The organism is Azospirillum sp. CT11-132 (assembly GCF_047302835.1).
GTDB lineage: Bacteria > Pseudomonadota > Alphaproteobacteria > Azospirillales > Azospirillaceae > Azospirillum.
Window position 1 is genome coordinate 566,613 of the sequence record NZ_JBGLZA010000005.1, and the last position, 25,879, is coordinate 592,491.

At 65.2% G+C, this 25,879-nt stretch carries 21 protein-coding genes and 4 pseudogenes; 9 read left to right on the top strand and 16 right to left on the bottom strand.

Features of this window, described 5'->3' with window-relative positions; translation table 11 throughout:
- Positions 1-3: 3 nt before the first annotated feature.
- Entirely contained in the window at positions 4-1,521 is a 1,518-nt protein-coding gene (locus ACCD06_RS22260) for an ABC transporter permease (protein WP_413343592.1), read from the bottom strand.
- Positions 1,518-2,291 carry an ABC transporter ATP-binding protein gene (locus ACCD06_RS22265; RefSeq protein ID WP_169054887.1) on the bottom strand — a complete coding sequence of 258 codons (774 nt, stop codon included), beginning with the start codon at positions 2,289-2,291 and terminating at the stop codon, positions 1,518-1,520. Before ACCD06_RS22265 ends, ACCD06_RS22260 begins: the two co-directional genes overlap by 4 nt.
- A 377-nt stretch (positions 2,292-2,668) precedes the next feature.
- Here ACCD06_RS22265 and ACCD06_RS22270 point away from each other — a divergent pair, with 377 nt between their 5' ends.
- Positions 2,669-3,601 carry a LysR family transcriptional regulator gene (locus ACCD06_RS22270; protein WP_109072826.1) on the top strand — a complete coding sequence of 311 codons (933 nt, stop codon included), beginning with the start codon at positions 2,669-2,671 and terminating at the stop codon, positions 3,599-3,601.
- Positions 3,602-3,772: 171 nt separating this feature from the next.
- Here ACCD06_RS22270 and ACCD06_RS22275 read toward each other — a convergent pair.
- Positions 3,773-4,486: pseudogene (locus ACCD06_RS22275) on the bottom strand (IS6 family transposase).
- 797 nt (positions 4,487-5,283) lie between these two features.
- Here ACCD06_RS22275 and ACCD06_RS22280 point away from each other — a divergent pair.
- Positions 5,284-6,597 carry a CynX/NimT family MFS transporter gene (locus tag ACCD06_RS22280; protein WP_413343595.1) on the top strand — a complete coding sequence of 438 codons (1,314 nt, stop codon included), beginning with the start codon at positions 5,284-5,286 and terminating at the stop codon, positions 6,595-6,597.
- Positions 6,598-6,652: 55 nt separating this feature from the next.
- On the opposite strand, the gene hydA is transcribed toward ACCD06_RS22280, so the two are convergent.
- The 6 genes from hydA to ACCD06_RS22310 all read right to left on the bottom strand — a co-directional run bounded on the left by hydA (position 6,653) and on the right by ACCD06_RS22310 (position 12,338).
- On the bottom strand, positions 6,653-8,089 hold the full coding sequence (gene hydA, locus ACCD06_RS22285; RefSeq protein ID WP_109072824.1) for a dihydropyrimidinase: 1,437 nt from the start codon (positions 8,087-8,089) through the stop codon (positions 6,653-6,655).
- A 56-nt stretch (positions 8,090-8,145) separates the two neighbouring features.
- A complete protein-coding gene (locus ACCD06_RS22290) occupies positions 8,146-9,399 on the bottom strand; it encodes a cysteine desulfurase-like protein (protein ID WP_211103511.1) in 1,254 nt (417 codons plus the stop codon).
- A 17-nt stretch (positions 9,400-9,416) separates the two neighbouring features.
- The gene (locus ACCD06_RS22295; RefSeq protein WP_109072823.1) at positions 9,417-9,944 is read right to left on the bottom strand and encodes an ureidoglycolate lyase; all 528 of its coding nucleotides are present in this window, start codon (positions 9,942-9,944) and stop codon (positions 9,417-9,419) included.
- Positions 9,941-10,639 (bottom strand): amino acid ABC transporter ATP-binding protein, encoded by a 699-nt coding sequence (locus ACCD06_RS22300; RefSeq protein WP_199231979.1) that lies wholly within the window; start codon positions 10,637-10,639, stop codon positions 9,941-9,943. Before ACCD06_RS22300 ends, ACCD06_RS22295 begins: the two co-directional genes overlap by 4 nt.
- Before the next feature lie 97 nt (positions 10,640-10,736).
- Complete coding sequence (locus tag ACCD06_RS22305) at positions 10,737-11,408, bottom strand: amino acid ABC transporter permease (RefSeq protein WP_109072822.1); 672 nt, start codon at positions 11,406-11,408, stop codon at positions 10,737-10,739.
- A gap of 129 nt (positions 11,409-11,537) precedes the next feature.
- Positions 11,538-12,338 (bottom strand): ABC transporter substrate-binding protein, encoded by an 801-nt coding sequence (locus ACCD06_RS22310; RefSeq protein WP_109072821.1) that lies wholly within the window; start codon positions 12,336-12,338, stop codon positions 11,538-11,540.
- A 190-nt stretch (positions 12,339-12,528) separates the two neighbouring features.
- Between ACCD06_RS22310 and ACCD06_RS22315 the strand changes: the two genes are divergently transcribed.
- From ACCD06_RS22315 to ACCD06_RS22325, 3 genes and pseudogenes are all read left to right on the top strand, one after another.
- Positions 12,529-13,272: a FadR/GntR family transcriptional regulator gene (locus ACCD06_RS22315; protein WP_136702754.1), complete on the top strand. Its 744-nt coding sequence runs from the start codon at positions 12,529-12,531 to the stop codon at positions 13,270-13,272.
- Positions 13,273-13,523: 251 nt separating this feature from the next.
- Positions 13,524-14,473 (top strand): annotated as a pseudogene (locus ACCD06_RS22320) (IS5 family transposase).
- Positions 14,474-15,202: 729 nt separating this feature from the next.
- Positions 15,203-15,821: pseudogene (locus ACCD06_RS22325) on the top strand (IS5 family transposase); the annotation flags it as partial.
- Positions 15,822-16,145: 324 nt separating this feature from the next.
- Here the strand turns inward: ACCD06_RS22325 and ACCD06_RS22330 are convergent.
- From ACCD06_RS22330 to ACCD06_RS22345, 4 genes are all read right to left on the bottom strand, one after another.
- Complete coding sequence (locus tag ACCD06_RS22330; protein ID WP_413343599.1) at positions 16,146-16,598, bottom strand: PIN domain-containing protein; 453 nt, start codon at positions 16,596-16,598, stop codon at positions 16,146-16,148.
- 5 nt (positions 16,599-16,603) lie between these two features.
- The gene (locus tag ACCD06_RS22335; protein ID WP_109072814.1) at positions 16,604-16,849 is read right to left on the bottom strand and encodes a type II toxin-antitoxin system Phd/YefM family antitoxin; all 246 of its coding nucleotides are present in this window, start codon (positions 16,847-16,849) and stop codon (positions 16,604-16,606) included.
- Between the two features lie 446 nt (positions 16,850-17,295).
- Positions 17,296-17,712 carry a type II toxin-antitoxin system VapC family toxin gene (locus tag ACCD06_RS22340; protein ID WP_109072813.1) on the bottom strand — a complete coding sequence of 139 codons (417 nt, stop codon included), beginning with the start codon at positions 17,710-17,712 and terminating at the stop codon, positions 17,296-17,298.
- The gene (locus ACCD06_RS22345; protein ID WP_413343601.1) at positions 17,712-17,987 is read right to left on the bottom strand and encodes a type II toxin-antitoxin system Phd/YefM family antitoxin; all 276 of its coding nucleotides are present in this window, start codon (positions 17,985-17,987) and stop codon (positions 17,712-17,714) included. The genes ACCD06_RS22340 and ACCD06_RS22345 overlap by 1 nt, the downstream gene beginning before the upstream one ends.
- Before the next feature lie 145 nt (positions 17,988-18,132).
- Between ACCD06_RS22345 and ACCD06_RS22350 the strand changes: the two genes are divergently transcribed.
- Both ACCD06_RS22350 and ACCD06_RS22355 read left to right on the top strand, forming a co-directional pair.
- The gene (locus tag ACCD06_RS22350) at positions 18,133-18,690 is read left to right on the top strand and encodes a dihydrofolate reductase family protein (protein WP_109072811.1); all 558 of its coding nucleotides are present in this window, start codon (positions 18,133-18,135) and stop codon (positions 18,688-18,690) included.
- Between the two features lie 122 nt (positions 18,691-18,812).
- Positions 18,813-19,767: pseudogene (locus ACCD06_RS22355) on the top strand (IS5 family transposase).
- Between the two features lie 122 nt (positions 19,768-19,889).
- On the opposite strand, the gene ACCD06_RS22360 reads toward ACCD06_RS22355, so the two are convergent.
- Together ACCD06_RS22360 and wrbA are read right to left on the bottom strand one after the other, a co-directional pair.
- Complete coding sequence (locus ACCD06_RS22360) at positions 19,890-21,128, bottom strand: MFS transporter (RefSeq protein ID WP_413343603.1); 1,239 nt, start codon at positions 21,126-21,128, stop codon at positions 19,890-19,892.
- A gap of 3 nt (positions 21,129-21,131) precedes the next feature.
- Entirely contained in the window at positions 21,132-21,767 is a 636-nt protein-coding gene (wrbA, locus tag ACCD06_RS22365; protein ID WP_109072809.1) for an NAD(P)H:quinone oxidoreductase, read from the bottom strand.
- Positions 21,768-21,878: 111 nt separating this feature from the next.
- Between wrbA and ACCD06_RS22370 the strand changes: the two genes are divergently transcribed.
- A complete protein-coding gene (locus tag ACCD06_RS22370; protein WP_109072808.1) occupies positions 21,879-22,799 on the top strand; it encodes a LysR family transcriptional regulator in 921 nt (306 codons plus the stop codon).
- 113 nt (positions 22,800-22,912) lie between these two features.
- Positions 22,913-23,626, top strand: coding sequence for an IS6 family transposase (locus tag ACCD06_RS22375; RefSeq protein WP_109072807.1), 714 nt, complete (start codon positions 22,913-22,915; stop codon positions 23,624-23,626).
- 174 nt (positions 23,627-23,800) lie between these two features.
- Here ACCD06_RS22375 and ACCD06_RS22380 read toward each other — a convergent pair whose 3' ends face one another.
- Positions 23,801-25,840, bottom strand: a complete 2,040-nt coding sequence (locus tag ACCD06_RS22380; protein ID WP_413343606.1) for an FAD-dependent oxidoreductase — start codon at positions 25,838-25,840, stop codon at positions 23,801-23,803.
- Between the last annotated feature and the right edge of the window lie 39 nt (positions 25,841-25,879).

Sequence of the window (25,879 nt, forward strand, 5' to 3'; positions counted from 1 at the left end):
CGCTCAGGCGACCCGGTGCATCCGGTTGTCGAGCGCGAGCAGCGCGCTGTTGACCGCCAGGGCGAACAGGCCGATCAACACGGTGACGCTCATCATCGTCGCGGTGTCGTTGACGCTGATGCCGTTCATGATCATGAAGCCCAGCCCGCGCTTGGAGGCGAACATCTCGCCGACCATCACGCCCAGCAGGGTGATGGAGAAGCTGATGCGCAGGCCAGTTACGATTTCCGGGACCGTCGCCGGCACCAGGATCGCGGTCAGCGTCTGCATCCACGTCAGCCGCATGGCCCGGGCCGATCGCCGCAGCACCGGGTTCATGGCGCGGATGGCCCCCATCGTAACCAGCATCATCGGGATGAAGCCGTGCAGGGTGCCGAAGGCGACCTTCGCCGGCATGCCCAGGCCGAACAGCAGCAGGATCACCGGATAGAGCGTGACCTTGGGAATCGCGTAGAGGGTGACGAACAACGGCTCCAGAACGTCCGACAGCGACCGGTTGGCACCGATCAGCACACCCGCCAGCCCGCCGCCGATGCAAGAGATGAGCAGCGACAGCCCCAGCGCCTTCGCCGTCTCCGCCACGTTTTCCCAGAAGGACGGGTTGCCGAACAGGACCATCAGCCGGTTCAGGGTAACGGCGGGCGATGCCAGGGCCTCATCCCCCGCGAGCCCGTGGAACAGCTGCCAGCCACCCAGGATCAGCAGGGCGATAACAGCGGCGGCCACCAGCTTCTCCCCGCCCCCGGCGGTGTCGCGGGCGGCGCCGACACGGCCGGCGCCGGAGCGGTGGCGCACCCGCTGTTCCGCCCAGTGCAGCAGCACCGTCAGGCTGGACACGAAGACCACCACGAACAGCAGCAGCGCGTACATCGTTCGGTCCTGGAGATTGTTGTACGCGAAGGCGATGGAGTAGCCGAGCCCGCTGCCGGCCAGGATGAACTCCGCCCCGATGACGCCGGTCACCGAATAGCTCAGCGCCAGCTTCACCCCGGTGAAGATGTGCGGCCCGGCGGCCGGAAGCTGGATCAGCAGCGCGTCCTGCACACGGTCGAGGCGGTAGGTGCGTCCGACCTTGCGCAGCACCGGCGGGATGCGGTCCAGCCCCGACAGCGTCGCCGTCACCATCGCCATCACGGCATAGAGGAAGCCCATGGCGATGATCGGCAGCGCGTTCATGCCGAGCAGAACGATGAACAGCGGATACAGCACGAAGAACGGCAGGGCGTAATAGCTGGCGATCAGCGGCTCGACCGCCCGGCGGACCCGCGGCAGGGCGTGGAGCGCGACGCCGCCGGCGAAGCCCACGACCATCGCGGCGACGGCGGCGGCGAGGATGTTGCGCAGGGTGAAGCCGATCTGCGACCAGAACCCGTCGGTTCCCATCAGACGGACCAGTTCGGCAAGCATCTCCGACGGCGGGATCATGGTGCCGCGCCCGACATAGCCCAGGCGGCAGGATGCCTCCAGCGCCAGGACAGCCGCGGCGGTGATCAGCAGGCGCTGGATGCCGGCCCGCGTCATCCCACGACCCTCCGCTGGCTGGCCATCGCCTTCAGCGACTCTTCGCGCAGCGTGTTCCACAGGCGGGTGGTGACGTCACCGAAGGCGGGTTCGGCGGCGATGGCGCTGGTCCGGTCGCGCGGCCAGCCGGTCTCGACGATCTCGATGAAGCGGCCGGGACGCGACGACATAACACCGATGCGGTCGGACAGCATCGCCGCCTCGTCCAGCGCGTGGGTAATGAGCAGGACGGTCGCCCCGCTGGCCCGCCACAGCCGCAGCAGTTCGTCGCCCATCAGCAGGCGTGTCTGCTGGTCGAGCGCGCCGAACGGCTCGTCGAGCAGGACAAGGCGCGGACGCATGACCAGAGTGCGAGCGATGCAGACGCGCTGGCGCATACCTCCGGACAATTGGTTGGGATAGGCGTCGGCGAAATCGTTCAGACCCATGAAATCAATGGCATGGCTTACGCGGTCCTCCGCCTCGGCGCCACGGAAGCCGGCGCGGCGCAGGCCGAAGCCGATGTTGTCGCGCACGGACAGCCAGGGGAACGACGCATCCTCCTGGAACACCACGCCGACCCCGTCGGGAACCGTGCCGCGCACGCGCTTGCCTTCGAAGGTGATCGTACCGTCCGTGGGGCTGCTCAGCCCGGCCAGCACGTCGAGCAGCGTGGATTTACCGCAGCCGGACGGCCCGACGATGGAGAAGAACTCTCCTCGGCGCAGTTCCAGATCGACCGGCCCCAACGCATGGATCGCCGATCCGAAGATGCGGGTGACACCGGTCATCACCGCATGGCTTCCTGCCGTCAGACCGTTGGGACCCGGGGCGCGGCCGAACGGTATGGGCTGCGCCGGATGGGACCCGCCTGCCGGATCCTCGGGGACCGGTGCTCTTTCTGACGATAGACCACGCATGGGCTGCATCTCCCTCCCGGTGTCGGGCGTTCCGCCTGAATTCTGTTTGTTTTGTAAGCATACAAAAGCAGCCCGCCGGCTCTGTCTAGGACAGCTTTGGACCACCCCCATACAAAAATTGTTTGTCCTCCCCCGCCGCCGATGCGAGGCTTCGGGACCATGCCCGGGGCGTACCGACCTGCCTGCCGTCGCTCCGATACAAGCGATGTGAACGGCCGCAACGGCCGCCAAAGCAATGGATCCCGCAGATGCGCAGCCGCCAGCTGGAAAGTTTCATCCTCGTCTGCGAATTGGGCAGCATCAGCAAGGCGGCGCTGGCGTTGAACATCGCGCAGCCGGCGCTGGGTGTGCAGATCAAGGCGCTGGAGAGAGAGTTCGGCGTGCCTCTGCTGGTCCGCACCGTCACCGGGACCCACCCCACCCCGGCCGGCCTCCTCTTCCTGGAAGAGGCGCGGCTGATGGTGCGCCGCCTGCAGGATTTAAAACGCTCGTTGCGCGAGGTTGCCGGACAGGTTCCGAGAACGCTGGCCGTGGGACTGACCCCCAGCCTGTCGGGGCTTCTGGCCGGCAGGTTGATGGAACGGCTGCACGGCGCCCTGCCGGGGGTCGAACTGAAACTGTTCGAGGAACTAAGCCACTCCCTTATCGGTCATGTCTCCTCGGGCAAGCTGGATCTCGCGCTGGCCTACACGGTGCCGCGCAGCCGCATGCTGCACCGGGAGCCGCGGCTGAACGAGGCGTTGTGCCTGATCACCCATCCGGGCTCGCAGTTCGACGGGATCGGTCCGCTGTCACTGGCTGCCATCGCCGACGCCGAACTGGCGATGCCGAACGAGGGCGATCTGGTCCGGCGTCTGGTCACCGGCGCGATGACCGCGCGCGGGCTGGTGCCGAACGTCGCCTTCTCGCTGGAATCGATGCAGGCGATCAAGGACATGGTCCGGCGTGGACTGGCCTGCGCGATCCTGCCGCACAGTGCCGTCGCGGAGGACGTCCAGACCGGCACCCTGGTGATCCGGCCGATCTGCGACCCGGCACTGATGCGCACGCTGTTCCTCATTCATCCCACCGGAAGCGAAATGAATGCCGCCACGTCACAGGCGCTGCGCATCATCGACGACCTGCTGGACGAGTTGAGGCACGAGGACTCGAACTTCACCGTCGCGACGGAGCAGGATTGACGGTTCCATCAGGTCTCGCGCCAAGGTGAGCGAGTGGGCGCAGAGAGCCCGTCCTCCGGCTCCGTGTTGGTCAGGCGACAGCGAGCAGGTCGGCAAGGCACCGTCAATTTGTCGGCGCCGGTGATGGTGGCGGGCGCGGTATGACCAGGAATGCCCGGTGGACAAAGGTGATTACGCGGCCAGGGGCACGCCGGCCACCTCGGCCGAGGCGGCGAAGGCTTGGGCTCGGGCGGTGCGGTACTCGGCAGCGGGGCGACGGTAGCGGCGGAGGTGGACGAGGTTGTTGATCGGGTCGTGAATGGAGAGGAATCGCTGCACCTGCCGGGGTGACTTGAAGCGCTTCATCTGCCGCTCGCGTCTGCGCGTCGGCTGATGGCTGGTCTCGGCCCGGTTGTTGAGGCCCTTATGCTGGCGGTGCTCGCTGCGCAGCTTCAGGGCCTTCTTGGAGGCTGCGTAGGACTTCAGCTTATCGGTGATCAGCACCCGCGGCGCCCGGCCCTGCCTCTTCAACAGCTTGCCCAGCAGACGCTTGCCCGCCTTCGTGTCGCGCCGGCTTTGCACGAGCACGTCGAGAACAAAGCCGTCCTGGTCGAGCGCCCGCCACAGGTCGTGCTTCTTGCCGGCGACGCTGATCACGACTTCATCCAAATGCCACGTGTCGCCGCGCGCAAGGCGCCGTTGCCGGATGCGGGTGGCGATCTCTCGGCCGAACTTCAGGCCCCATTAGCGCACGGTTTCATGGCTGATCGTGAGACCACGCAGCCCCACCATCTCCTCGACCATCCAAAGGCTCAGCGGAAAGCGGAAGTGCAGGTACACCGCGTAGCTGATCACCTCGGCAGGGAAGCGGTAGCCGGCGTACATCGCATCGGGGCGCGTCGTCATGCCGGCCCCATACCGTCACCCAGGCGCCCCTGCCAGCCCGAACTTGACGGTGCCGATTCCACCATTTCCCGCCCATGCCAAGGGCAACGAGGTCCGGTTTCCTCGTGGAGAGGCATCACCGTCCAAAAACGTTAGCCTTCTCGGACACAAGCCGTAGCTTTACAAACTATTAAAAGAAAAGGGAATTTACGGCATCAGGCCGAGCCTCTTCCGGACAGCGGCTTTGAAGCCTATTTCCACACGCATCTTGGACCGACCCGCACTCGGCTCTCGGCGACATCACCCCGGACCAGGCCGAGTTTCGAGCCGCTTGACCCGGTGTCCATTCTGCCGGGGAAGGTCACTTGGGGTTCACGCCGACGTTGGCGACGCTCGGGATCGGTCTCCGTCCCTACTGTCAGCTAGCGACCCCTGGGTCGTCAGCTCAGACTTGGCGCGAAACCTGACGGAACCCCGTGTTCCGCGGCAGCCGGCAGGTGTCGGCAATCTGCCGCTGGCTGGCACCGAACTCATCCCACAGACGAAGGAATTCTCCGATCCGTCGCATGTCCGACCTTGCTCGAAGCTTCCCTATCCTCCTTGACCTGTGCCGAGGAAGGATCATGGACATATCAAAGGCTGGTTCGGCCCCCGACACCACCCCTACGTGTGGGCGAATTCACGGAAACGGACGGGTGCTTTCCGCTGAAATATGCATCTGTGGGGGCGAATGCCGAATGACTGAGCTACTCGACCACGGCCATGGCCTAAGCCTGAGGTCAGAGATGACGGAACCGGCTTGACCGTACGAGCAACCAATGGTCGATTGCCTGGCCCTGCCACTCACACTGTCCAGGCCGTTCATGAACATCGACAGCGCCGCCGGCCGTTCCGCCGACCCTTCTAACAACTGCCCGGCGGCCATTCGGACTGAGAACCCTGAGGTGAAAGACGCGCGGGCGAAGAACTCAGCCCTGCATCACCCGCTGCTGGTCGCCGTCAGCTTGGTGCTGGTGGCGCTGAACCTGCGGCCGGCGCTGTCGAGCCTTGCGCCGGTCATGGGCGATGTGGTGCGCGACGCCGGCCTGACGTCTGGGCAGGCAGGCCTGCTGACCACCTCACCCGTGCTGTGCCTCGGCCTCTTTGGAGTGGTGGCTCCACATCTGGCCCAGCGCTTCGGTACGGAACGGATGATATTCATCATGCTGTTGATTCTGGGAGGTGGCGTCGCCCTCCGCGGGGTCGGCAACTTCGCCGCGCTTCTCGCGGGGGCAACGCTGGCAGGTGCTGGGATCGGCATCATCGGCGTGCTTTTGCCCGCTGTGGTGAAGCGTGATTTCCCTCAGAAAATCAGTTTGATGATGGGTGTTTACACCATGGCGCTCTGCGCCGGGGCAGCGACCGCCGCTGGGACGACGGTGCCGCTTGAGGGCGCCTTGGGGCAATGGACCGGCGCCCTCGCCTTTTGGGCGGTCCCGGCCGTGGTGGCGGCGTTGGCTTGGCTGCCGTTGGCACGTGGACGCCAGAGCGCGACCGGACCCGGCAGCCCGTCAGTGCGCGGCCTGTGGAGCAACGGGCTGGCTTGGCAGATCACCCTGTTCATGGGGCTGCAATCGGCATTGGCCTACATCGTGTTCGGCTGGATGGCGCCGATGCTGCGCGACCGCGGGTTTGATCCGACGACGGCCGGATTGATCGTTTCCGGCTCGATCATGGTTCAGGTGGCGGCAGCGCTGGTCGCGCCCATGCTGGCGACGCGCACCCCGAGCCAGAGCCTCGCCGCCGTCTCGATGCTCGGCTGCAGCCTGGTCGGCATGGTCGGCTGTCTCTACGCGCCACTCGGCACCATCGCGCTGTGGGCAGTGATTCTTGGGATAGGACAAGGCGGGGCCTTTGCCGTCGCGCTGACCCTGATCGTGCTGCGCTCGCCCGACAGCCGCACCGCTTCGCACCTGTCGGGCATGTCGCAAAGCGTTGGCTACACGCTGGCCTCAGCCGGTCCATTCTTGGTTGGGCTGCTGCATGGCTGGAGCGGCGATTGGCACGCCTCCACCCTGCTCTTCGTCGCCATTGCCGTGCTGGCGGGCTTCTTCGGCTTTCTCGCCGGCCGCCCCCGCCAGCTCCGCGTCTGATCAAGCGCTCTGCGAACGGCAGAGCGCTTCCGGCATCGCCCCCGTCGCCATCCGCTCAGTCATAGTGCGTCGGGCGGCGGCCGCGCGGGGCCGCGAAGGGCGAGATCGACCGGTGCAGAAACCGGCCATCGCCTGCCCTGCCAGTCTGGACGCCCTTGTCGATGATGACAGTGCCGCGCAGCAGAACGGTTTCAGGCCAGCCCGTCACCTCCATCCCCTCATAGGGCGTGTAATCGGCTCCGTGGTGCATCAGTTCCTGGGTGATCGTCACCTTGCGGTCGGCATCCCACAGCACGAGGTCGGCATCCGCCCCAATCGAGATGCTGCCCTTCCGTGGAGCGAGGCCGTACATGCGGGCGTGGTTGGTGGATGTGAGGGCGACGAACTCCTGCAGTGAAATCCGTCCCTTCCCTACCCCTTCGGAGAACAGGATCGGCAGGCGGACCTCGACGCCGGGGATGCCGTTGGGAACCCATTTGAAGGCCGTCCGCTCGCCCTGCTTCTTCTTGCCGGCGGGGCTGTCGAAGCGGAAGGGGCAATGGTCGGAGGAGAAGACGGAAAACAGCCCGGATTGCAGGCCGGTCCAGCAGGCGTCCTGGCTTTCCTTGTCGCGCGGCGGCGGGCTGCAGACGTATTTGGCGCCCTCCATGTTCAGTCCCTTCAGGTCGTCGGCCGTCAGGGTCAGATACTGGGTGCAGGTTTCGGCATAGACCTTCAGTCCGCGGCTCTGCGCCCAGCGGATCTGTTCGATGGCATCGGCAGAGGAGACGTGGACGATCATGATCGGCACGTCGACGATCTCGGCGAAGGAGATGGCGCGGTGGGTCGCCTCCCGCTCCACCGGGATTGGGCGGGATTCGGCATGATAGTAGGGATCGGTGCGGCCGGCGCGCTCCAGCCGCTCGGTCAGGAACTTGATGGCGTCATAGCCTTCGGCATGGACCATCACCAGCGCCTTCTCGCGCCGGGCGACGTCGAACACCTCCAGAAGCTCGCGGTCGTTCAGCTTCAGGTCGTCATAGGTCATGAAGACCTTGAACGACGTGTAGCCGTCCTGGACCAGGGCGGGCAGTTCCTGCCCCAGGACCTGCTCGGTGGGGTCGGAGATGATGAGATGGAAGGAATAGTCGGTCAGGCACTGGCCTTCCGCCCGCGCGTGATAATTCTGCACCGCGGCGCGCAGCGACTGGCCTTTGGGCTGCAGCGCAAAGGGAATGACCGTCGTGTTGCCGCCGAAGGCCGCGGACAGCGTGCCGCTGCGGAAATCATCGGCCATGATCGTGCCGTCATCGCCGTCCTGCGCGATGTGGACGTGACTGTCGATGCCGCCCGGCATCACCAGCTTGCCGGAGGCGTCGAGGACCGCTCCGGACGTGTCGAGCCGTTCGGCCAGGGCGACGATGCGGCCGTCCTTGATGCCAATGTCGCAGCGGCTGACATCGGCGGCCGTGACCACCGTTCCGTTGCGCACCACCAGATCGAACTCAGCCATGTGCCTTATCCTGTTCCAGATGTGATCGGTCGGTCATCCTTTGGTCTTCCTGGCGCTCACCGCGCCTGCGGCATGGCCCGGCCGAGCGCCTCGATGAGACGGTCGACCTCGTCGAGCGTGTTGTAGTGGACCAGTGAAACGCGGATTACCCCGTTGACGGCGGCCAGCCCCAGCGTCTCGATCAGGCGCTTGGCATAGAAATCGCCGAAGCGGATGCCGATCATCGATGCATCGACCGCGCTCACCACCTCGTCCGACCGGTAACCGTCCACCACGAAGCTGATGGTCGGCACCCGCAGGGTCCGATCGGCTGCGGAGTGGCCGATGACTGTCACATCGTTGCGTCCGCACAAATAGGCGAGCAGCCGCTCGGCAAGCGCCTCCTCATGGGCGGCGATGGCGTCGAAGGCAGCCTCGATCTTGGCCCGGCGCGGTCCCGTGGCGCCGCAGCGCTCCCCCAGCTCCGCAAGGTAATCGACGATCCCGGTGCAGCCGACGGCGAGTTCGTAATTCACGTTGCCAGGCTGGAGCTTGTAGGGGATCACCGAGCGGTCGATGAAGTAGTGGTTCAGGCTGGGCAGTGCCGCCAGATGCTCGTGCTTGCCGTAAAGTACGGCAAAATGCGGACCATAAACCTTGTAGAAGCTGAAGACATAGTAATCGACATCCCAGCCGGCCACGTCCACCGCGCGGTGCGGGGCATAGGCGACGGCGTCGACCAGCAGCTTGGCGCCGTGCCGGTGCACCAGCCGGGCGATGTCGGCCACCGGATTGATGGTGCCGAGGATGTTCGAGGCATGAGTGACGCAGACAAGCCGCGTGCGTCCGTTCAGCAGAGGCTCCAGGTCGTTCAGCGACAGCTCCAGGCTGTCGGGGCGGACCGCCCAGGTCCGGATGACGGCGCCCTTCTCCTCCAACTTGCGCCAGGGGCCGATGTTGGCCTCGTGATCGCAGTTGGTGACGACGATTTCGTCGCCGGGCCGGATCTGTTCGGCCATCGCCGTCGACAGGGTGTAGAGCAAAGCCGTCGTGCTCGGCCCCATCACCACCTCGTCCGGCCGGGCGGCGCCGATCAGATCGGCGATGTCGGCATGGGCGTCGGCGACCCGTGCGCCGGACTGCCGCGATACGGCGTAGCTGGCCCCTAACTGGACATTACTGGTCAGCAGATAATCCCGGATGCGGTCGGCGACACGCGTTAGGGTCTGGGAACCCCCGGCATTGTCCATGAAGATCCAATCGCCGGCGAGCGCAGGGAACTGGGAGCGGACAAAGGACAGATCGAGCGGGGAGGACGTCACGTTCGACACGGGTTCAGTTCCTTCGGTCAGGTCGTCGCGGTCTGGTCGGCGACCAGCAGCGGCACGGACAGGGAGACGACGCGGCAGTCGGCGTCGGGATCGGGAGCGCGCCACATCATCATGGCGAAGTCGGCGGTCTCGTCGAGTGCCACAAGCGGACAGTGCCAGACCCCGCCGGCATAAGTGATCGCCTGATCGGGACCGGCAATGAAGGCGCGGGCTGTTTCGGGATCCGGTTCGCCATCGGCATCGGCCAGGGCGGCCACCACCAGGAAGCGTCCGCCGGTCATGGGGACGAATGTCTGGCTGCTGAGCGGGTGCTGCTCCATCGCCGTCACGGTGAAGGGCAGGCGCGACGGCGTGAGGCGATAGAGCGCCAGCACCGGCGGCAGCGGTTCGCCGGCGAAGCCCAGCCCATGCTCGGCGTCATAGCGGATGCCGCGCCCGTCATTGACCAGGGACGATCTGCCAAGGCCGGCGGCGAGCACGGTACCGAACGGCGCGAAAACCTCGCCGGTCAGCGGCACCGGCGGGATGCTCCGGAGGGCACTCAATGGTTCAGCACCGCTTGCAGGAAGGCGCGGGCACGCTCCTCCTTGGGCGCGGAGAAGAAGGCGTCCGGCTTGGCCTCTTCCACGATCTGGCCGCGCTCCATGAAGATCACGCGGTCGGCCACGCGGCGGGCGAACCCCATCTCGTGGGTGACGACCACCATGGTTACGCCGGTGCGGGCCAGCGACTGCATGACGTCGAGCACCTCGCCGACCATCTCCGGGTCAAGCGCCGAGGTCGGCTCGTCGAACAGCAGGATTTTGGGCTCCATCGCCAGCGCGCGGGCGATGGCGACGCGCTGCTGCTGGCCACCCGAAAGCTGGCCGGGAAATTTGCCGGCCTGTTCGGCGATGCCGACGCGGGTCAGCAACTCCATGGCCCTGTCCTCCGCGGCCTTCGGCGTCAGCTTGCGCACCCGGATCGGCGCCAACGCGACGTTGCGCAGCACGGTCATATGGGGAAACAGGTTGAAGCTCTGGAACACCATCCCGACCTCGCTGCGGACGGCCGCCAGATTGGGGCCGGGCCGGACGGCGACGTCGTCCACCAGAACGGTTCCGCCGTCGTAGGTCTCCAGAAGGTTGATGCAGCGGATCAGGGTCGATTTGCCCGAACCCGAGGGGCCGAGCAGAACGACGACCTCGCCTTCCGCGACATCGAGGTTGATGTCGGACAGGGCGCAGAAGCTGCCGTACATCTTGCGCAGGTCGCGGATGGAGATGATCGGCCGGGCGGCGGACGGTGCGGGCGCGGCCACGCCCCGTTCCCCCGTTTGCATATTCTTGGTCTGCATCTCAGCGGCGCTCCCGGGCAAAATGTCTTTCCAGCGAGCCCACGGCGCGCACCATCGGCAGGAGCAGGAGCACATACAGCGCGGCAGCGCCGATCAGCGGCGTCGGATTCGCCGCCAGTGCCTGGGCCTGGGTCGCTTGCTTCAACAGGTCCGGCATCGCGACGACGGAGGCGAGTGCCGTGTCCTTCATCACGTTGATGCAGTTGCTGGTCATCGGCGGGATGACGACGCGGACGGCCTGGGGCAGGATGATGTCCCCCATCATGCTCCAGTAGGACAGGCCCAGCGCCTGACTGGCCTCGAACTGGCCGCGGGGGATCGCCTGGATGCCGGCCCGCAGGATTTCCGCGCTGTAGGCGGCGCTGACCAGAGACAGGGCGGTGGTGGCGGACGCGAAGGGGGAAAGTCGGATTCCAACGAACGGCAGGGCGTAATAGACGATGACCAGAAGCACCAAGATGGGAATGGCGCGGAACAGGTCGATGTACAGCACCCACAGTCCGCTCAGGGTCGGCGGGCCGTAAAGGCGCAGAAGAGCGAGGATCAGGCCGCCGATGAGGCCGAGCGCGATGCTGAGAATCCCCAGCGTCAGCGTCGTCCCCAGCCCCATCAGCAGGAGCGGCAGCGCATCCCACAGCACCCTTCCGTTGAAGAAGGTGTCAATCAAGTCCATGAGAGAATGTCCAGGCATGGGCCGGGTCCAGGCCGTAAGGCGACGGCCCGGAGGCTACGGCCGGGCATGACACCGCTCGGGCGCCACGTCCCCGGCCATTAGGTGCAATTGCGGGGAGACGGTCCGCGTTCAGGACTTCTTCGGAATGTCGAGAACCTTGACGGTGCTGCCCTCGGCCTCGGGTTTGACGCCGAACCACTTCTCATGCAGGGCCGCCAAAGTTCCGTCCTTCTTCATCGCGGTGATCTGCTCGTTGACGGCGGGTAGCAGCGGGCTGTCCTTGGCGAACATCACGGAATAGCGCTCGCCGGTCGGGATGCGCTGGACGACTTTGAACTGCGGCTTGTCCTTGGTGTAGTAGAGCAGGGCCGGAATGTCGCTGATGTAGCCGTCCAGGCGCCCGGCCCCAAGATCGAGCATGGCCGGCTGCAGCCCCTCATAGCGGCGGACGTCGCCGAAGCTGTATTTCGCCTGGTTCTGGTTGGCCCACATGTCGCCGGTGGAGCCGGTGTCGACGCCGAGCGACTTGCCCTTCAGGTCCTCGACGCTCTTGAGCGGGGTGTTCGCCCGCACGGTCAGCGACTGGTCGCTGTCATAATAAGGCTGGGCGAAGGAGACCGAGTCCAGGCGCTTGTCGGTGATGGTGATCGACGAAATCGCCATGGCGATCCGACCCGACTGAACGGCGGAGAACAGACCGTTGAAGGGGATGTTGACGATCTCCACGGTCTTGCCCAGGCGCTTGGCCGCCTCGTTGACCACATCGATCTCGAAGCCGACGAACTTGCCGGATGCGTCTTGGAACTCCCACGGGACATTGCCGATGTTGGCACCGACGGCGAGGTCGGCGGCGTGGGCCGGTGCGAAGTTGCCCCAGACGGTGGCCGTCGCCGCCGCGAGGAGAGCGAATTTGAGAATCTGTCTGCGCATGGCTGTACCTGCGTCTCCCTGCATGGGTGGGTGAATGCCTGACGCGAATCCCTGAAAGCCGGTGGTATTTTTCTTTGGTCTGATAGGCCGGACCGGTCTGACCAGTTGGATTGCACGCCCTTTCTGAGCTATTGTCAAGGCGTCGCGTGGGGCACCCCGGCAAGAACAACGACAGACAGGGATCGGCAGGATGCGTGGACGGCTGTTGGTGCCACAGGCGGCGGTCGAGAAGATCCGCCAGATCATCGACGAACAGGGGCTGCGTCCGGGCGACCAGTTGCCGCCCCAGCGCGAGCTTGCCGAAAGGCTGAGCATCAGCCGCGCGTCTCTGCGCGAGGCACTTTCAGCACTGGAGACCCTTGGCTTGATCAGGATCGAGGTGGGGCGTGGCGTCTTCCTGACAGATGGAAAGCCACCGGACCCGGTCGCCGCTTGGCGGTTCGCCGACCTCTATTCGCCCCGCGAAGTCTACGAGGCGCGCCTGGCGTTGGAACCACAGGCCGCCCAACTGGCCGCTATCGCCCTGCCCGACACCGCACTCGAAACGCTTTCCAGCACGCTGGTCCGGATGCGCACCGCCTTCCAAGCACATGACTTCGCACAAGCCGGAGTGGAGGACAGCAATTTCCACCGCCTGATCGTTGAAGGCTGCGGCAACCGCATGTTCATGGACCTGTTCCGAACGGTTGATGCCGTGGTTGCGGAGATCCAGAGGCTTCCTTTCGCGCAGGAGGACCGCGTTTGGGAAACCCTGGAAGAACACGAACGGATTCTCGAGGCTTTGCGATCGCGTGACTGCCCCCGCGCCGCTCAGGCAATGTCTGACCATATCACTGGCGCAGCGGAACGGCTCGGCATCCTATTGGGTACAGGAGCCGGCTCGAGATCGGATACTCGGCAGCCCCCCGCGGAGCGGTTCGGTTGCAACTTTTGACGGTGTTCGCGGAGGGCATTACCACGTAAACTACGGAGTTGGCGAGCCCAAGCTGCCCCCCATCCGCGCCGTCGCCTTCAACCTGGACTGTGGATCGACGTCCAATCACGGCCACACGGAATGATGGTTTACATCGTTGATTTCGATAGAAAAATCCCACTGCAGAGGACATTGGTGCGAAATTTGTTGGTAGCTGGCGATGTCGTGGTCTTGGCAGGTATCAGAGGCGCCCCGCTGAAGCTGAGACCCGCATGCCGTATAAGGCCAACGAGAGCCGCCGCCACAAGATCCCCCGCGCCCGCTACCGGGTGGAGACCTGGTCGGCCTACGATGCGGGGCTGCGTCGGCGTGGCGACCTGACCATCTGGGTGACGCCGGAGGCTATCGCTGGCTGGACGCCGGCGCGTTCTGGCCGGCGAGGCCGACCATCGCGCCACTGGACCTCGCCATTGAGGCTGGGCTGATGCTGCGCTTGGCGTTCGGACGGCCGTGGCGGCAGACCGAAGGCCGGTTGGGTTCGTTGATGCGCCTGCTCGGCCTGGACTTGCCGGCTCCGGATCACACGACCTTTTCCCGCCGCAGCGCCGACCTTGAGGTCGCGTCGGCGCTGGTCAGGACGGACGGGCCAGTCACCGTGGTCATCGACTCCACGGGGCTGAAGATGTTCGGCAAGGGTGAGTGGCACCTGGAAAAGCACGGTGGTCAAGCGCGCCGGAGTTGGCGAAAGCTGCACCTCGCGGTCAATCCAGACACGGGTGAGATCCTCGCCTCGGAGTTGACGTCCAACGAGGAGGGGGATGCCTCTCTGGTCGCTCCATTGCTCGACCAGATCAAGCGCCCGATCGGCGCGGTCCTGGCCGACGGCGCGTACGACGCCGTCGCGGCACTGGCACCGAAGGCGGAGGTGATCATCCCGCCGCGCGCGACCGCAGTGGTGAGCGGGAGCACCGAGACCTCCCCCACCCGGTGCGACCGCCACATCCAGATGATCAACGAGCATGGTCGGCTCGGCTGGCAGCGGACAGTCCAGTACGGCCGCCGTTCCTTGGGCGAGGTGGCCATGATGCGCTACGAGCAACTCATCGGGCGCAGCCTCCACGCCCGGAGTAGGCCTGCCCAGAAGGTCGAGGCGGCCGTCAGCTGCGAGGTGATCAACATCATGACCAACTTGGGCATGCCCGTCTCGCGCAAAAGCGCCTGATCACCGCAGTCGGTCGGCGGACTCCACTTGCGCGCCGAATTGTGCGCCAAAGTCGCACCTCATCGCTTTCGTCCAAATCGCCCTTAACTCGATCCTCGCACGGCGCCTAAAGCGGCTCGTTCCCCAGGAGGTCCGCGCATAACTGCCGCAAACAGCTTCTCAGTTGCGGCAGACCTCTCAGGCCTTCAACTCAGCAAGGCGCTGCAAGACGGCTTCCTCCCGGACGCTCTCTGCTCGGGCATCAGTCCAGGCGTCCCCGCAGGCGCCGCACGTGGTAACAGGGACCTGCACATCGACGGTCGCCATCAGGACGTCCCCGGGCCCATAGGGGAAACGGACCGCCTGCGCTTCCACGCTGTGGATGAGGTGTGCGCTCCCGCACTTCGGGCAGAGCTTGTCGAGGGGTTCGCCGAAGTCCGTGTTCAACATCACTTTCTGTTTTCCTTTACGGGTATAGAGCGCAGGCCGTCTCAGCGACGGACCCACCGGCCCATTATCGTCCACCAGGCGCCCCACTCCAAGCTTGTGGAGGAGCTGTCGGCATTTTTTCAGGCGGCAATGCCCTCTTGTCGCCGTCTATACGTCGCAATGCCGCGATGCCCATGTCGGTAAAGCGGGCCGTCAGCCAATGGGATCCATCGTCGTCCGGGGTGAGCAGACCCCGGTCGATCATTTCCTGCAAGGTGGCTCCCGGCTTCGGCTTGCCCCCGTGTTGGGCCCGGTCGCCCAGCGGTGGCGACCGCCCTGGCGACGGTGGAGGGGCTGGTGAGCGTTCTGATCGATGCCACCGGGTTGAAGGTGTTCGGCACCGGGGAGTGGCACCTGGAAATGCACGGCGCATCGGACGTGGCGGAAACTGCATCCGGGTGTTGACCCAGATACCGGCGAGATCCTCGCGTCCACGCTGACCGCCACGGACGAGGGCGACGCCTCTTTGGTCGGCCCCTTGCTCGATCAGATCATGCGCCCGATCGCGACCGTTATCGCGGACGGCCTCTACGATGGGAACCCGACTTATCGGACCGTGGTCGCCCACAGCCCGGTCGCGGCGGTGATCATTCCACCGCGCTCGACGGCGGTGCCGAGCGACACGGCCGACACCACCTCCAGCCAACGCGATCGCCACATCCAGTTGATCAACGAGCGCGGTCGGCTGGGCTGGCAGCGGGCGGTCCGCTACGGACGCCGCTCCTTGGGCGAGGTCGCGATGCTGAGGTACAAGCAGTTGATCGGCCGCGGCCTGCACGCCCGGACTCTGCCGACGCAGAAGGTCGAGACCCGCGTCGGCTGCCAGGTCCTCAACATCATGACCGGCCTCAGGATGCCGGTTTCCCGCAAGGTCGTCTGAACGCCAACTGCCCAGGGCGGAGTCCGTCAACGTGCTGAGCTCTGCACCAATGTCGCGCTGAACCTGTTCCATGAGCATGAGCGGTTGGTGGCTGAGGAGATGGCCAAACTAGAGGCCGCACACCTGACCCGGAGCAAGACGCAAGACATCGCGAGGCCGCGGACCCGGGGCCAGGGTTCGCCTGCCCATTGCCCCATGGCCACCACCATCCGAGCTGGACGGCAGAACGTACTTGCGGGTGGCGCCTGTCTTGGCGAGGAAGAGACCTGGACCATGTGCAGGGCATCGGCAACTGGCGTTCACTTAACAAACGGCAGATCGCGTTCAGTTCACGCCCAGCGCCTGATCAAGAAGAGGCTGCGGGCCATCGGCAAACGGGTTGATGATGGTGACTCCACCCAGCGTACGACTGGCCTGACCATCTTCCGACAGGAGGAGCCGGCACCCGTGACGCTTTGCTGTCGCCCAGATCATCGCATCCCAAAACAACCAGCCATGGTGGGTGACTGCGTCCATGGCATCCGTGAGGCACGCGTCGTCCGCCGCCACCACCGGCAATATGTCGCGCCACTGCTGGACAATTTCTGTTGCTCGCCCCGGCGGGATGCCCTGCTTCGCGCCGGTGAGGGTGCGGAAGAGCTCTGCCAGAGACTGGAGCGTCAACACGCAGTCCCGGCCAGGGAGGCGGTGGATCAGGCTAACAGCCTGATGGTGCCGCTTCCCGGCGGATCGGTCGACCGCGTAGACCAAGATGTTCGTGTCGAGCGTGAAGCGCATGGCGGTTACCGGTCATAAAGGGCGTCACGGTCAAACCGCGCGTCCCCGAGGTCCACGCCATCTTCCAGCGTCTGGAACAGACGGTTCCAAGCCGAGCCGCCATCGGTTTTGGCGGCAGACCGATCATAAGGCGCCAACTGCGCCACCGGCTGTCCACGCTTGGTGATGATCACGGTGTGCCCGATGATGGCTTGCCCGAGGATCTCGGAGAAATGCCGATTGGCGTCGGCTGCGGATACGGTGCGACGCATCTCAGCTTCCTTGTAGTGATCTCACTACTATATGAACAGTGCTGGCCTGCGTCAATGAGTGAGTAGTGTTTTCACTACTTTAGAGCGACACATCCTGGCCGCTCAGGCGTGCGCGCCAGCGCTGGTGATCGTCGCGCTCTCCGCAAGCTGGACGATGTCAAACCTGCCCAATAAGTTCAGCTGCTTAAGCCGACCGGCGTTGTTGCGCAGAACGCCAGGGCTGACGGCCCCGCGCGTGGACAAGTCGCTGAGACAAGCCCCTCTCGTTTTACCAGCATGGCCGTTCGAGACGGAGTAGCGCGGCAGGTCCGATCCCTCGCGGCATGTCGCTTACCTGCCTGCGGTCCACCTCAGACAAGGAAGAAAGAGCGATCAGATTGCTGTCGGTGATGGCCGTGTCGGACAGTCTCTTGGCGACGGGCGGTTTCTGGAAAGGCTGGAGGGGGTCAGTTGCTGATCCAGGGGTTGAGCAGTGCAACGCCCATCGGCTCGAAATCACGCACGTTGCGGGTCACGACGGTCAAGCGATGAACGAGCGCGGTGGCCGCGATCAGGCTGTCGCCCTGTGGCCGAGGGTCCGGAACGTGGAGCGTCGCACAGCGCTGAGCCACCTCGGCATCGACCGGCAGGATGCGGCCCCGGAAGGCCGGTATCACCTGGGTATCGATCCAGGCGCGCAGCACCGCCCCTTGGGTGGCATCCCGGCGGCCGACCTGCCCTGCGCCCAGCTCGACCTCGAACAGGGTGATGGCGGAGATAAATAAGTCGGCCGGCGGCACGCCGCCCGCCCAGGCGAGCAGGCCGGGGTTGGCCCGCACCGGCCGCCGCAGTTCGGAAATGGCGTTGGTGTCGAGCAGGAACATCAGTCCAGCACCGCCGGCCGGGCTATGTCGTCGATCCGCGCCGGCTCGAAATCGAAGTCGGCACTGGCATCGTCCTGGCGCAGCAACTCGACGATGGAGCCGCCCTGTTCGCCCGACAGGCGTTGATAGGTGTCGTAGCGCAGCAGCACGAAAGCCGGCTCCCCGCGATCGGTGACGATCACCGGACCATCCTCGGCTGCTCGCTTCGCTTCGCTTGGGTTCTGATTGAACTCTCTGCTGGATATCATACGGCCCATGCTATCCACTCCAGACATTATGAGGATGCTACAATACTACATTTGAGCGAGAGCTACCAAACGAAATGTAGGGACAATCCTACAAAGTGGCGTATTGTGGACCGAACTTCATACGGGAGCGATCGCTCTAGATCTTTGTGCTCAAATTGCTCAGGCTCGCCACATGGGACTTTTGACCTTCGTCATAAACGTAACCTTGGACGGCTGCGTCGACCACCAAGAGGGAATCGCTGACGACGAGACCCACGCGTTTTTCACCGGCCTCATGGACGAGGGCGGGGCGATGCTGTGGGGCCGCCTCACCTACGAGATGATGGAGGGCTATTGGCCGGCGGTCGCCCGCGGGGAGGTGGAGGCGCCGCCGGCGATACGCGAGTGGGCGGTCAAGTTAGAAGCCAAGCCGAAGTACGTGGTGTCATCGACACGAAAGGACTTCCCTTGGACCAACAGCCACCACATCGCCGGCGACCTGCGGACAGGCGTGCAAAGGCTCAAGGACGCGACTCCGGCGGGCGTACTCGTTGGTAGCGGCAAACTCGCAACTGAGCTGGATCGGCTGGATCTGATCGACGAGTATAAGTTCCTCGTTCATCCCAGGATCGTTGGCCACGGGCCGACTCTGTACCAGGGCGGGCTGCCCAGTTCGCGACGACTCGAGTTGGTCTCGGTGAAGCCGCTCCATAAAGGCGCCGTCGCCATGCACTACCGGCGCGAACGCTGACTCAGAGACGCCTCAACGCGCCTAGATGCCGTAACGGGCGACGTTGGTGCGCAATTCGATTGACGGTTGGCGGGCGGAGTACCGGGCCGGTATAGAGGCGTCCCCCTGACGCCGAGAGCCACATGCCGTACAAGGCCAACAGGAACCGTCGCCACCGCATTCCGAAGGCCCGCTACCGCGTCGAGAATTGGGCGACGTACGACGCGGCACTGCGTTAACGCGGGCACCTGACCATCTGGGTGACACCCGAGGCAATCGCCGCGTGGAGGCCGGCGTGGCCGGCCGGCGCGCTACTCGGACATCGCCAATGAGGTTGGGCTGATGCTGCGCCTCGCGTTTGGCTGGCCGTGGTGGCAAACCGAAGGCATCTTGGGCTCGCTTATGCGCCTGGTCGACCTCGACCTGCCGGTTCCCGATCACATGACTTTCTCCCGACGCAGCGCCAACCTCGCGGTGGCGACCGCCCTGGCGAAGGCGGAGGGGCTGGTGAGCGTTGTGATCGATTCCACCAGGCTGAAGGTGTTCGGCACCGGGGAGTGGCACCTGGAAAAGCATGGAGGCCAGGCGCGTTGGAGCTGGAGAAAGCTCCACTTGGCGGTCGATCCCGATACCGGCGACATCCTCGCCTCGGAGCTGACGACCATGCAGGACGGCGATGCCTCGCTGGTCGGCCCGCTGCTCGACCAGATCAAGCGCCCGATCGGCACGGTGCTGGTGGACGGCGCATATGACGGTGAGCCGGTCTACCGCGCTGTCGCCGCACACACACCCGACGCCAAGGTGATCATTCCGCCGCGTTCCACCGCGATGCCGAGCGAGACCGCTGCCGGCACCCCCAGCCAACGCGATCCCCACATCCAGTTGATCAACGAGCGCGGTCGGCTGGGCTGGCAGCGGGCGGTCCACTACGGCCACCGCTCCTTGGGCGAGGTGGCCACGATGCGCTACAAGCAACTGATCGGGCACAGCCTCCTTGCTCGCACTCTGCCTGCCCGGAAGGTCGAGGCCACCGTCGGCTGCAAGGTCAAGAACATGATGACCAGCTTGAGCATGCCGACCACCCGCAAGGTCGACTGAGCACCCCTGGCCGCCGGTGAACTCCGCCCTCGCGCCAATTTGTGCACCAAAGTCCTGAGGGGGCGCATCTGGAAGCAAGCCGGCTACGCCAGCCGAAGGCAATGTGGAACCGTAAGCTCTGGCTACAGTTCATCTACCGCAGCCGGGTACCTCACCGAACTGGGCCGTGTCCTAGCTTTGCATTGCTGCAGATGCAGCGAGATTGCGAGTAGGCTGGCGGCAGTGGCGAGGCTTACGACCAGGAGGGACACTGTCGGCCAGCCATGGGCCACCGCCAGTGCACCCGCTGCAGCCGGGCCGAAGACGAGCCCGGCGTTGTTCCCTTGCATCAGGAAACCGATGGTCGCCCCGATCAGCTCGGGGCAGGGCGCCATCCGTGGCGCGGAGTGGATCAGCGCGACCGGGATCAGCCCGGCAAGAGCGGAGAAGACGATGCTGGCGGTGTAGACAAGAGCGCCGGACAACGCGCCACTCAAAACGCCAATGCTGCATACGGCCATTGCTCCAAAGCCGACCAGTAGGATCGTGCGGTGAGCCACACCCCTCGACAACAGGGCGCCGCAGGCAAGATTGCCGAGCGCATTGACCGATACCGCAATCCCGGTGAGCTGACCGCCCATCCTGGTGTCCACGGACAACCGTTCGGACAGGATTGCCGGTAGAAACGCGAACACCGCGAAGTAGGCCGCCGCGAAGAAGGCGAAAAGCCCGGCAAGGAGCCATGGCCCGCTAGCGGACAGTGCCAACCGAACAACACGGGCGATGCTCCGCACGGGAACCATGCGGGCTGGAATGCCACGCGTGGCCGGCACCAGCAGAGCAGCATAGCCAATCAGCAGGGCTGCGTTCACCAGCCAGAAGCCGCGCCACCCCAAGGCGTCCAGCAGTGGCGTTGCAATCAATACCGCGGACATGCCAATCGGCATGAAGGTGCCCCACATGGCCATAGCCCGACTGTGGTCGCTGGATCGCGCGACCGCGACAATCAGGGTCGGTCCCGCTACACTCACCGCCAGGAATCCGACCCCCTCGACTGCGCGCATGGCCAGGAGTAGCGGCGCATCATTCGCCAAGGCGCCGATGGCGCTGCCTCCGCCCTGCAGGAGGAGCCCACCGAGCGCCATGAACCGGGCGCCGACGTGATCCACCGCCACGCCGATGGTGATGCCCGTGAGCGCGCCGACAATGGCGAACGCGGAGAGCAGCCAGGATGCGGTGCCGAGGTCGAGTGCGAGGTCGGCCTGGATGGCGGCGAGCGCGGCGGGCGCCTTGCCGACTTGGCAGGCCGAAACTACGCCCGCCCCCACGATCAGCAGGATACTCGGCCAGCGAGCGTCATTCCGCGTGTGGAGTGCGTCCATCGCTTACCTCCCGGACGGTGTGCGCAGTCGCTCGCGGCCATGAGCCAGCGCGATGGCGAGTGCGGCCACGTGGCGCCCCTGAAAGCGGGCGCCGTCAAGTTCGTTGGCGCTTGGCCGGCGATCGCCGCCGTGGCCATCGTCGGCGAGCGTCGAGGCGCCATAGGGCGACCCGCCGGTCACCTCGTCCATGCGCATTTGGCCCTTGAAGGTGTATGGCAGCCCAACAACCAGCATGCCCAGATGCAGCAGCACGATATGCATCGACAGGATCGTAGATTCCTGTCCGCCGTGCTGGCTGCCGGTCGAGGTGAACACGCTGCCGATTTTCCCGACGAGCTTGTCCTGGAACCATAGGCCGCCGGTCTGGTCCAGGAAGTTCTTCATCTGCGACGCCATGTTTCCGAAGCGCGTCGGCGTGCCGAAGATGATCGCGTCGTAGTCCGGTAGTTCGTTCACCGTGGCGACCGGCGTTGGGTCGGGCGCGTATCCCGCTGCCTGGGCGACCGCCTCCGGTACCAGTTCCGGAACCCGCTTCACCACGACCTCGGCGCCGGCTTCCCGGGCGCCCTCGGCGATCGCAGCGGCCATGGCCCCAATGTGGCCGTAAGAGGAATAGTACAGAACGAGGATCCTGCTCATGAACCTTCCTCACCCAATGGTTTCATTCAGTGGTGGGAAGCCATAGATGCCATCTCGACATGATGCGCGGAACTGTGAAAAGATTGCTGAGTTTAATCGATCTGATCGATCATGCTGGACGCACTCACGCTCGACCAAATGCGCACCTTCGTCATGGTGGTGGAAGCCGGGAGCTTCCGTGCCGCGGCTGTCCGCCTGTCGCGCGTTCAATCAGCGGTGAGCCACGCGGTGGCCAATCTGGAGGCTGAGCTCGGGCTTACCCTTTTCGACCGATCGGGCCACCGACCTGTGCTCACGCCGGGCGGGCGGGCATTGCTTGCCGACGCGCGTGCCATCCTGTTGAAGGTTGATTCCCTGCGGGCACGGGCGCGCGGCATGTGCGAAGGCGTTGAACTTTCGCTGTCCATCGCGGTGGATTGCTTGTTTCCACTAGCCGCGGTCGGCACCGCCTTGAAAGAGCTGCATGACGCCTACCCTGCGGTCGGCGTCGAAGTGATGGTCGGGCCGCTCGGCGTACCGTTCGCCGCGCTGTGCGAAGGGAAGGCCACGGTCGGGATCGTCGTTGGCCGCGATCTGCGTGATCCGCGAATCGAACTGGAGGCGCTGTCGTCGCTGTCGTTCGTCGCTGTGGTCGCAGCGGCACACCCTCTGGCGGCGCGGAGCCGCGCTGGGGAGGAGGTTACAGCGACGGAGCTGACTGACCACCTGCAGATCGTGCAGGCGGATCCTACCCCCCTGTCGGAGGGGCGCGACTTCGGCGTGCTGTCGCCCGGTACCTGGCGGGTCAGCGGTCAGGACACCAAACAGGCGCTGATCCTGGCGGGCGCCGGTTGGGGGCGGTTACCGCGGTGGGCGGTGGAACGCGATCTTGCCGAAGGGCGCCTGGTGCGAGTGCGGGCTTCGGCGCTTGGGCGCGACGGCGAGGCCGTTGTAGACGCATTCTTGGCACATCGGAACGACACCCCGCTTGGCCCTGCTGCCTGCGCCTTTCGTACCGCGCTGCGCCGAGCAACTCCCCCCTCGCGCGCATAGGCGCGGGTCTGAAGCCGACCGATCCACAGCGCTGAAAGTGGATAATCTCACGGGGCATCGTCACATAAACTGCGGGGCTGGCGAGCCGGAGGTGCGCCGGGCATGGTAGCGGGATAAGACGCGAGCCCGATCCCCACAACTGCCACCGCTTCCCAGCCGAGGGGATCGCGCACGCCGTTTGGCTGTACCACACGTTCCCGCTCAGCTTCCGCGATGTCGAATTGCTCCTGTCCGAGCGCGGTGTCGAGGTCTCATTCGAAACGGTTCGGCGCTGGTGTCGCAAGTTCGCCCAGACCTTTGCCAACCGGTTGCGCCGTCGGCGCCCACGGCCCGGCGATCATTGGCACTTGAACGAAGTGTTCATCAGAATCAATGGAGTGCAGCACTATCTCTGGCGCGCCGTCGATCAGCACGGCGTGGTGCTCGATATCCTGGTGCAGAGCCGGCGCAACACCAAGGCCGCCGAGCGTTTCTTCAAGAAGCTGCTGAAGGGCTTGCGCTACGTGCCGCGTGTCGTCGTCACCGATAAGTTGAAGTCCTATGCCGCCGCCAAGGCCAAGATCATCCCCGGAGTCGAGCACCGGCAAAGTCGGTATCTCAATAACCGCGCCGAGAATTCACACCAACCGACCCGCCAACGCGAGCGGCGGATGAAGCGCTTCACGTCACCGCGCCAAGCCCAGCAATTCCACTCCGTCCATGGCCCCATATACCAGCACGCCCACCCACGTCGACATCGCGTGAGCGCCGCTGAGTATCGCACCTATCGGGCTGACGCCTTCGCCGTCTGGCAGCAGGAGACGTGCGTCCATAAGGTTGCGTCGTAGCTGCCGTTGGCAGTTGCAGGCCTCTTCCCTTGCCTCGCTCACGTTGATGTGACGATGCCCTCGGCATGCCGGTGTCCCGCCGCGCCACCTGAACACCGCGGGATAATGCGGAGCCCGCCAGAATGCTGATTTCTGCACCAACGTTCATTCCTGCCGCTCCCTGTTCCGTTGTGGTTAAAGCCGGCTGCACAAGCGGTAGGCATCCAGGATCGAGGCATGCAGGTCGCGGCTGGCCACCGCATCGCCGATGCGATGCAGGGCGAAGCGGCCTGGCTGCAAATCCTGAGGGTCGCCCGCCAGCAGGCGGTCGATGTCGGTGACCCCGTCATTCAGGGATGCGGTGCGCAGTTCGTGGAACACCCCGTCCATCGGCAGCGTGCCGTGTTCGACGATTATCTGAGCGGTGACGATGACGCGCTCCTGATCCGTCATTTCGTTGCACAGGACGGCGGCAAGGTGATTTCCCTCGCGGCGCACCCGGATCAGGCGGTGATCTACCAAGGGCGTGACGCCCTGCTGATAGAGCCTTTTGCGGAAGCTGGATGTGTCCTGATACGGCATCTCGACCGCCGTGGCCGCGTCGGGCGTGACGAAGGTCACCGTCTTTCCCGCCGCCGCCAGCTTCAGCGCGCATGAGGGTGCCGCCTGCCGGCCGGTGCCGTCATAAATCAGCACGTCTTCCTGCGCCGGGACATGGCCGGACAGCATGTCCCAGACACTGGTGCAATGTTCGCCACCATCCAGCCAGTCCAGGTCGGGGATGCCGCCGGTGGCGACGATGACGATATCCGGCTTCTCGGCGGTGATCTCGGCGGCTTCGGCAAATACATTCAGGCGAATGTTCACGGCCAGCCGCTCAAGCTCGTTCCGGCGCCATTCGGTGATGCCGAGAAGGTCCTGCCGCCCTTCGGCGCTGGCAGCGATAAGGATCTGCCCGCCCAGCCTGCTTCCCGCCTCGAACAGGGTGACACGATGGCCGCGTTCGGCCAGCACGCGGGCGGCCTCCATCCCCGCTGGTCCGCCGCCGACCACCACCGCGCGGCGCGGCGTATCGGCGGGCGTGATCTCGTGGCTCAGCGTAGTCTCGCGGGTTGTTGCGGGGTTGTGGACGCAATGCGCCTTGCGATACAGGCAATAGGACGCACCGACACAGGGCCGGATGCGATCTTCTTCGCCGCGCTGGATCTTCGCGACCAGATGTGGGTCCGCGATATGCGCCCGCGTCATGCCGACCAGATCGGCGATGCCTTCGCGCAGGGCATGCCGCGCCGTCGCGACGTCCCGGATGCCGGCGGCATGCATGACCGGCAGCGCGACCTCGGCCCGGAAGCGCCGCACCTCGCTGAGGAACGGAGCGCTGCGCTGGAACATGCCGGGCATGTTGTGTTCGGTCAGCAGCAGATCGCTGTCCATTCGGCCATAAATGCAGTTGAAGAAATCGATATGGCCCTCGCGTTGCAGCATGTGGGCGATTTCGATGCTTTCGTCCATATGCAGCCCGTCCTCCCCCCCTTCGTCGATGACGTAGCGGATGCCGATGACGAAATCCGGGCCGACGGCCTCGCGCATCGCCTCATGCACCATCAGCACGAAGCGGGCGCGGTTTTCGGTCGAACCGCCGAAAGCGTCTGTGCGCAGATTGGTGCGTGGCGATAGGAACTGGCCCATCAGATGCCCGCCGGTCAGGGTTTCCACCCCGTCCAATCCGGCCTGCTTGCAGCGCCTTGCGGCGGCGGCGTAATCGGCGACGACGCGGTCGATATCGGCGCGGTCCATTTCCTTGGGAAAGCTGCGGGTTCGCGTTTCGCGTATGCGCGACGGCGCGATCGCCGGCAACCAGCCGCTGCCCAGCGCGGTCGCCCGCCGCCCGAGATGCGACACCTGACACATGATCGCGGCGCCATGGTCGTGGATGCGCTGCGCCATCGCGCCGAGGTGCGGCAGGATCGCGTCGCTGGACAGATTGAGCTGCCCTCCCCCCCAACTCGAATCGCGCGAGGTCATGGCGGAGCCGCCGATCATCGTCATGGCGATGCCGCCCTTGGCTTTTTCCTCATGGTAGCGTTGGTAACGCTCGGTCGGCATACCGCCCTCATCCAGCATCGAGGCATGGCTGGTGCTGACGATGCGGTTGCGCAGCAGCAGCCCGCCCAGCCGGAACGGCGACAGCAGGGGATCGGAGGTCCAAGTGTTGGACCTGTCGGCGAACTGCATGGAAGATCTCCTTGACGTGCCTTAGGGGCATGCCGGGGC

Excerpts from the sequence above, each read along its gene's own strand:
- ACCD06_RS22260 (WP_413343592.1), bottom strand. The coding sequence starts at position 1,521 with ATGACGCGGGCCGGCATCCAGCGCCTGCTGATCACCGCCGCGGCTGTC.
- ACCD06_RS22265 (WP_169054887.1), bottom strand. The coding sequence starts at position 2,291 with ATGACCGGTGTCACCCGCATCTTCGGATCGGCGATCCATGCGTTGGGG.
- ACCD06_RS22270 (WP_109072826.1), top strand. The coding sequence starts at position 2,669 with ATGCGCAGCCGCCAGCTGGAAAGTTTCATCCTCGTCTGCGAATTGGGC.
- ACCD06_RS22280 (WP_413343595.1), top strand. The coding sequence starts at position 5,284 with ATGGTCGATTGCCTGGCCCTGCCACTCACACTGTCCAGGCCGTTCATG.
- hydA (WP_109072824.1), bottom strand. The coding sequence starts at position 8,089 with ATGGCTGAGTTCGATCTGGTGGTGCGCAACGGAACGGTGGTCACGGCC.
- ACCD06_RS22300 (WP_199231979.1), bottom strand. The coding sequence starts at position 10,639 with ATGTACGGCAGCTTCTGCGCCCTGTCCGACATCAACCTCGATGTCGCG.
- ACCD06_RS22305 (WP_109072822.1), bottom strand. The coding sequence starts at position 11,408 with ATGGACTTGATTGACACCTTCTTCAACGGAAGGGTGCTGTGGGATGCG.
- ACCD06_RS22310 (WP_109072821.1), bottom strand. The coding sequence starts at position 12,338 with ATGCGCAGACAGATTCTCAAATTCGCTCTCCTCGCGGCGGCGACGGCC.
- ACCD06_RS22315 (WP_136702754.1), top strand. The coding sequence starts at position 12,529 with ATGCGTGGACGGCTGTTGGTGCCACAGGCGGCGGTCGAGAAGATCCGC.
- ACCD06_RS22330 (WP_413343599.1), bottom strand. The coding sequence starts at position 16,598 with ATGCGCTTCACGCTCGACACGAACATCTTGGTCTACGCGGTCGACCGA.
- ACCD06_RS22335 (WP_109072814.1), bottom strand. The coding sequence starts at position 16,849 with ATGCGTCGCACCGTATCCGCAGCCGACGCCAATCGGCATTTCTCCGAG.
- ACCD06_RS22340 (WP_109072813.1), bottom strand. The coding sequence starts at position 17,712 with ATGTTCCTGCTCGACACCAACGCCATTTCCGAACTGCGGCGGCCGGTG.
- ACCD06_RS22345 (WP_413343601.1), bottom strand. The coding sequence starts at position 17,987 with ATGTCTGGAGTGGATAGCATGGGCCGTATGATATCCAGCAGAGAGTTC.
- ACCD06_RS22350 (WP_109072811.1), top strand. The coding sequence starts at position 18,133 with ATGGGACTTTTGACCTTCGTCATAAACGTAACCTTGGACGGCTGCGTC.
- ACCD06_RS22360 (WP_413343603.1), bottom strand. The coding sequence starts at position 21,128 with ATGGACGCACTCCACACGCGGAATGACGCTCGCTGGCCGAGTATCCTG.
- wrbA (WP_109072809.1), bottom strand. The coding sequence starts at position 21,767 with ATGAGCAGGATCCTCGTTCTGTACTATTCCTCTTACGGCCACATTGGG.
- ACCD06_RS22370 (WP_109072808.1), top strand. The coding sequence starts at position 21,879 with ATGCTGGACGCACTCACGCTCGACCAAATGCGCACCTTCGTCATGGTG.
- ACCD06_RS22380 (WP_413343606.1), bottom strand. The coding sequence starts at position 25,840 with ATGCAGTTCGCCGACAGGTCCAACACTTGGACCTCCGATCCCCTGCTG.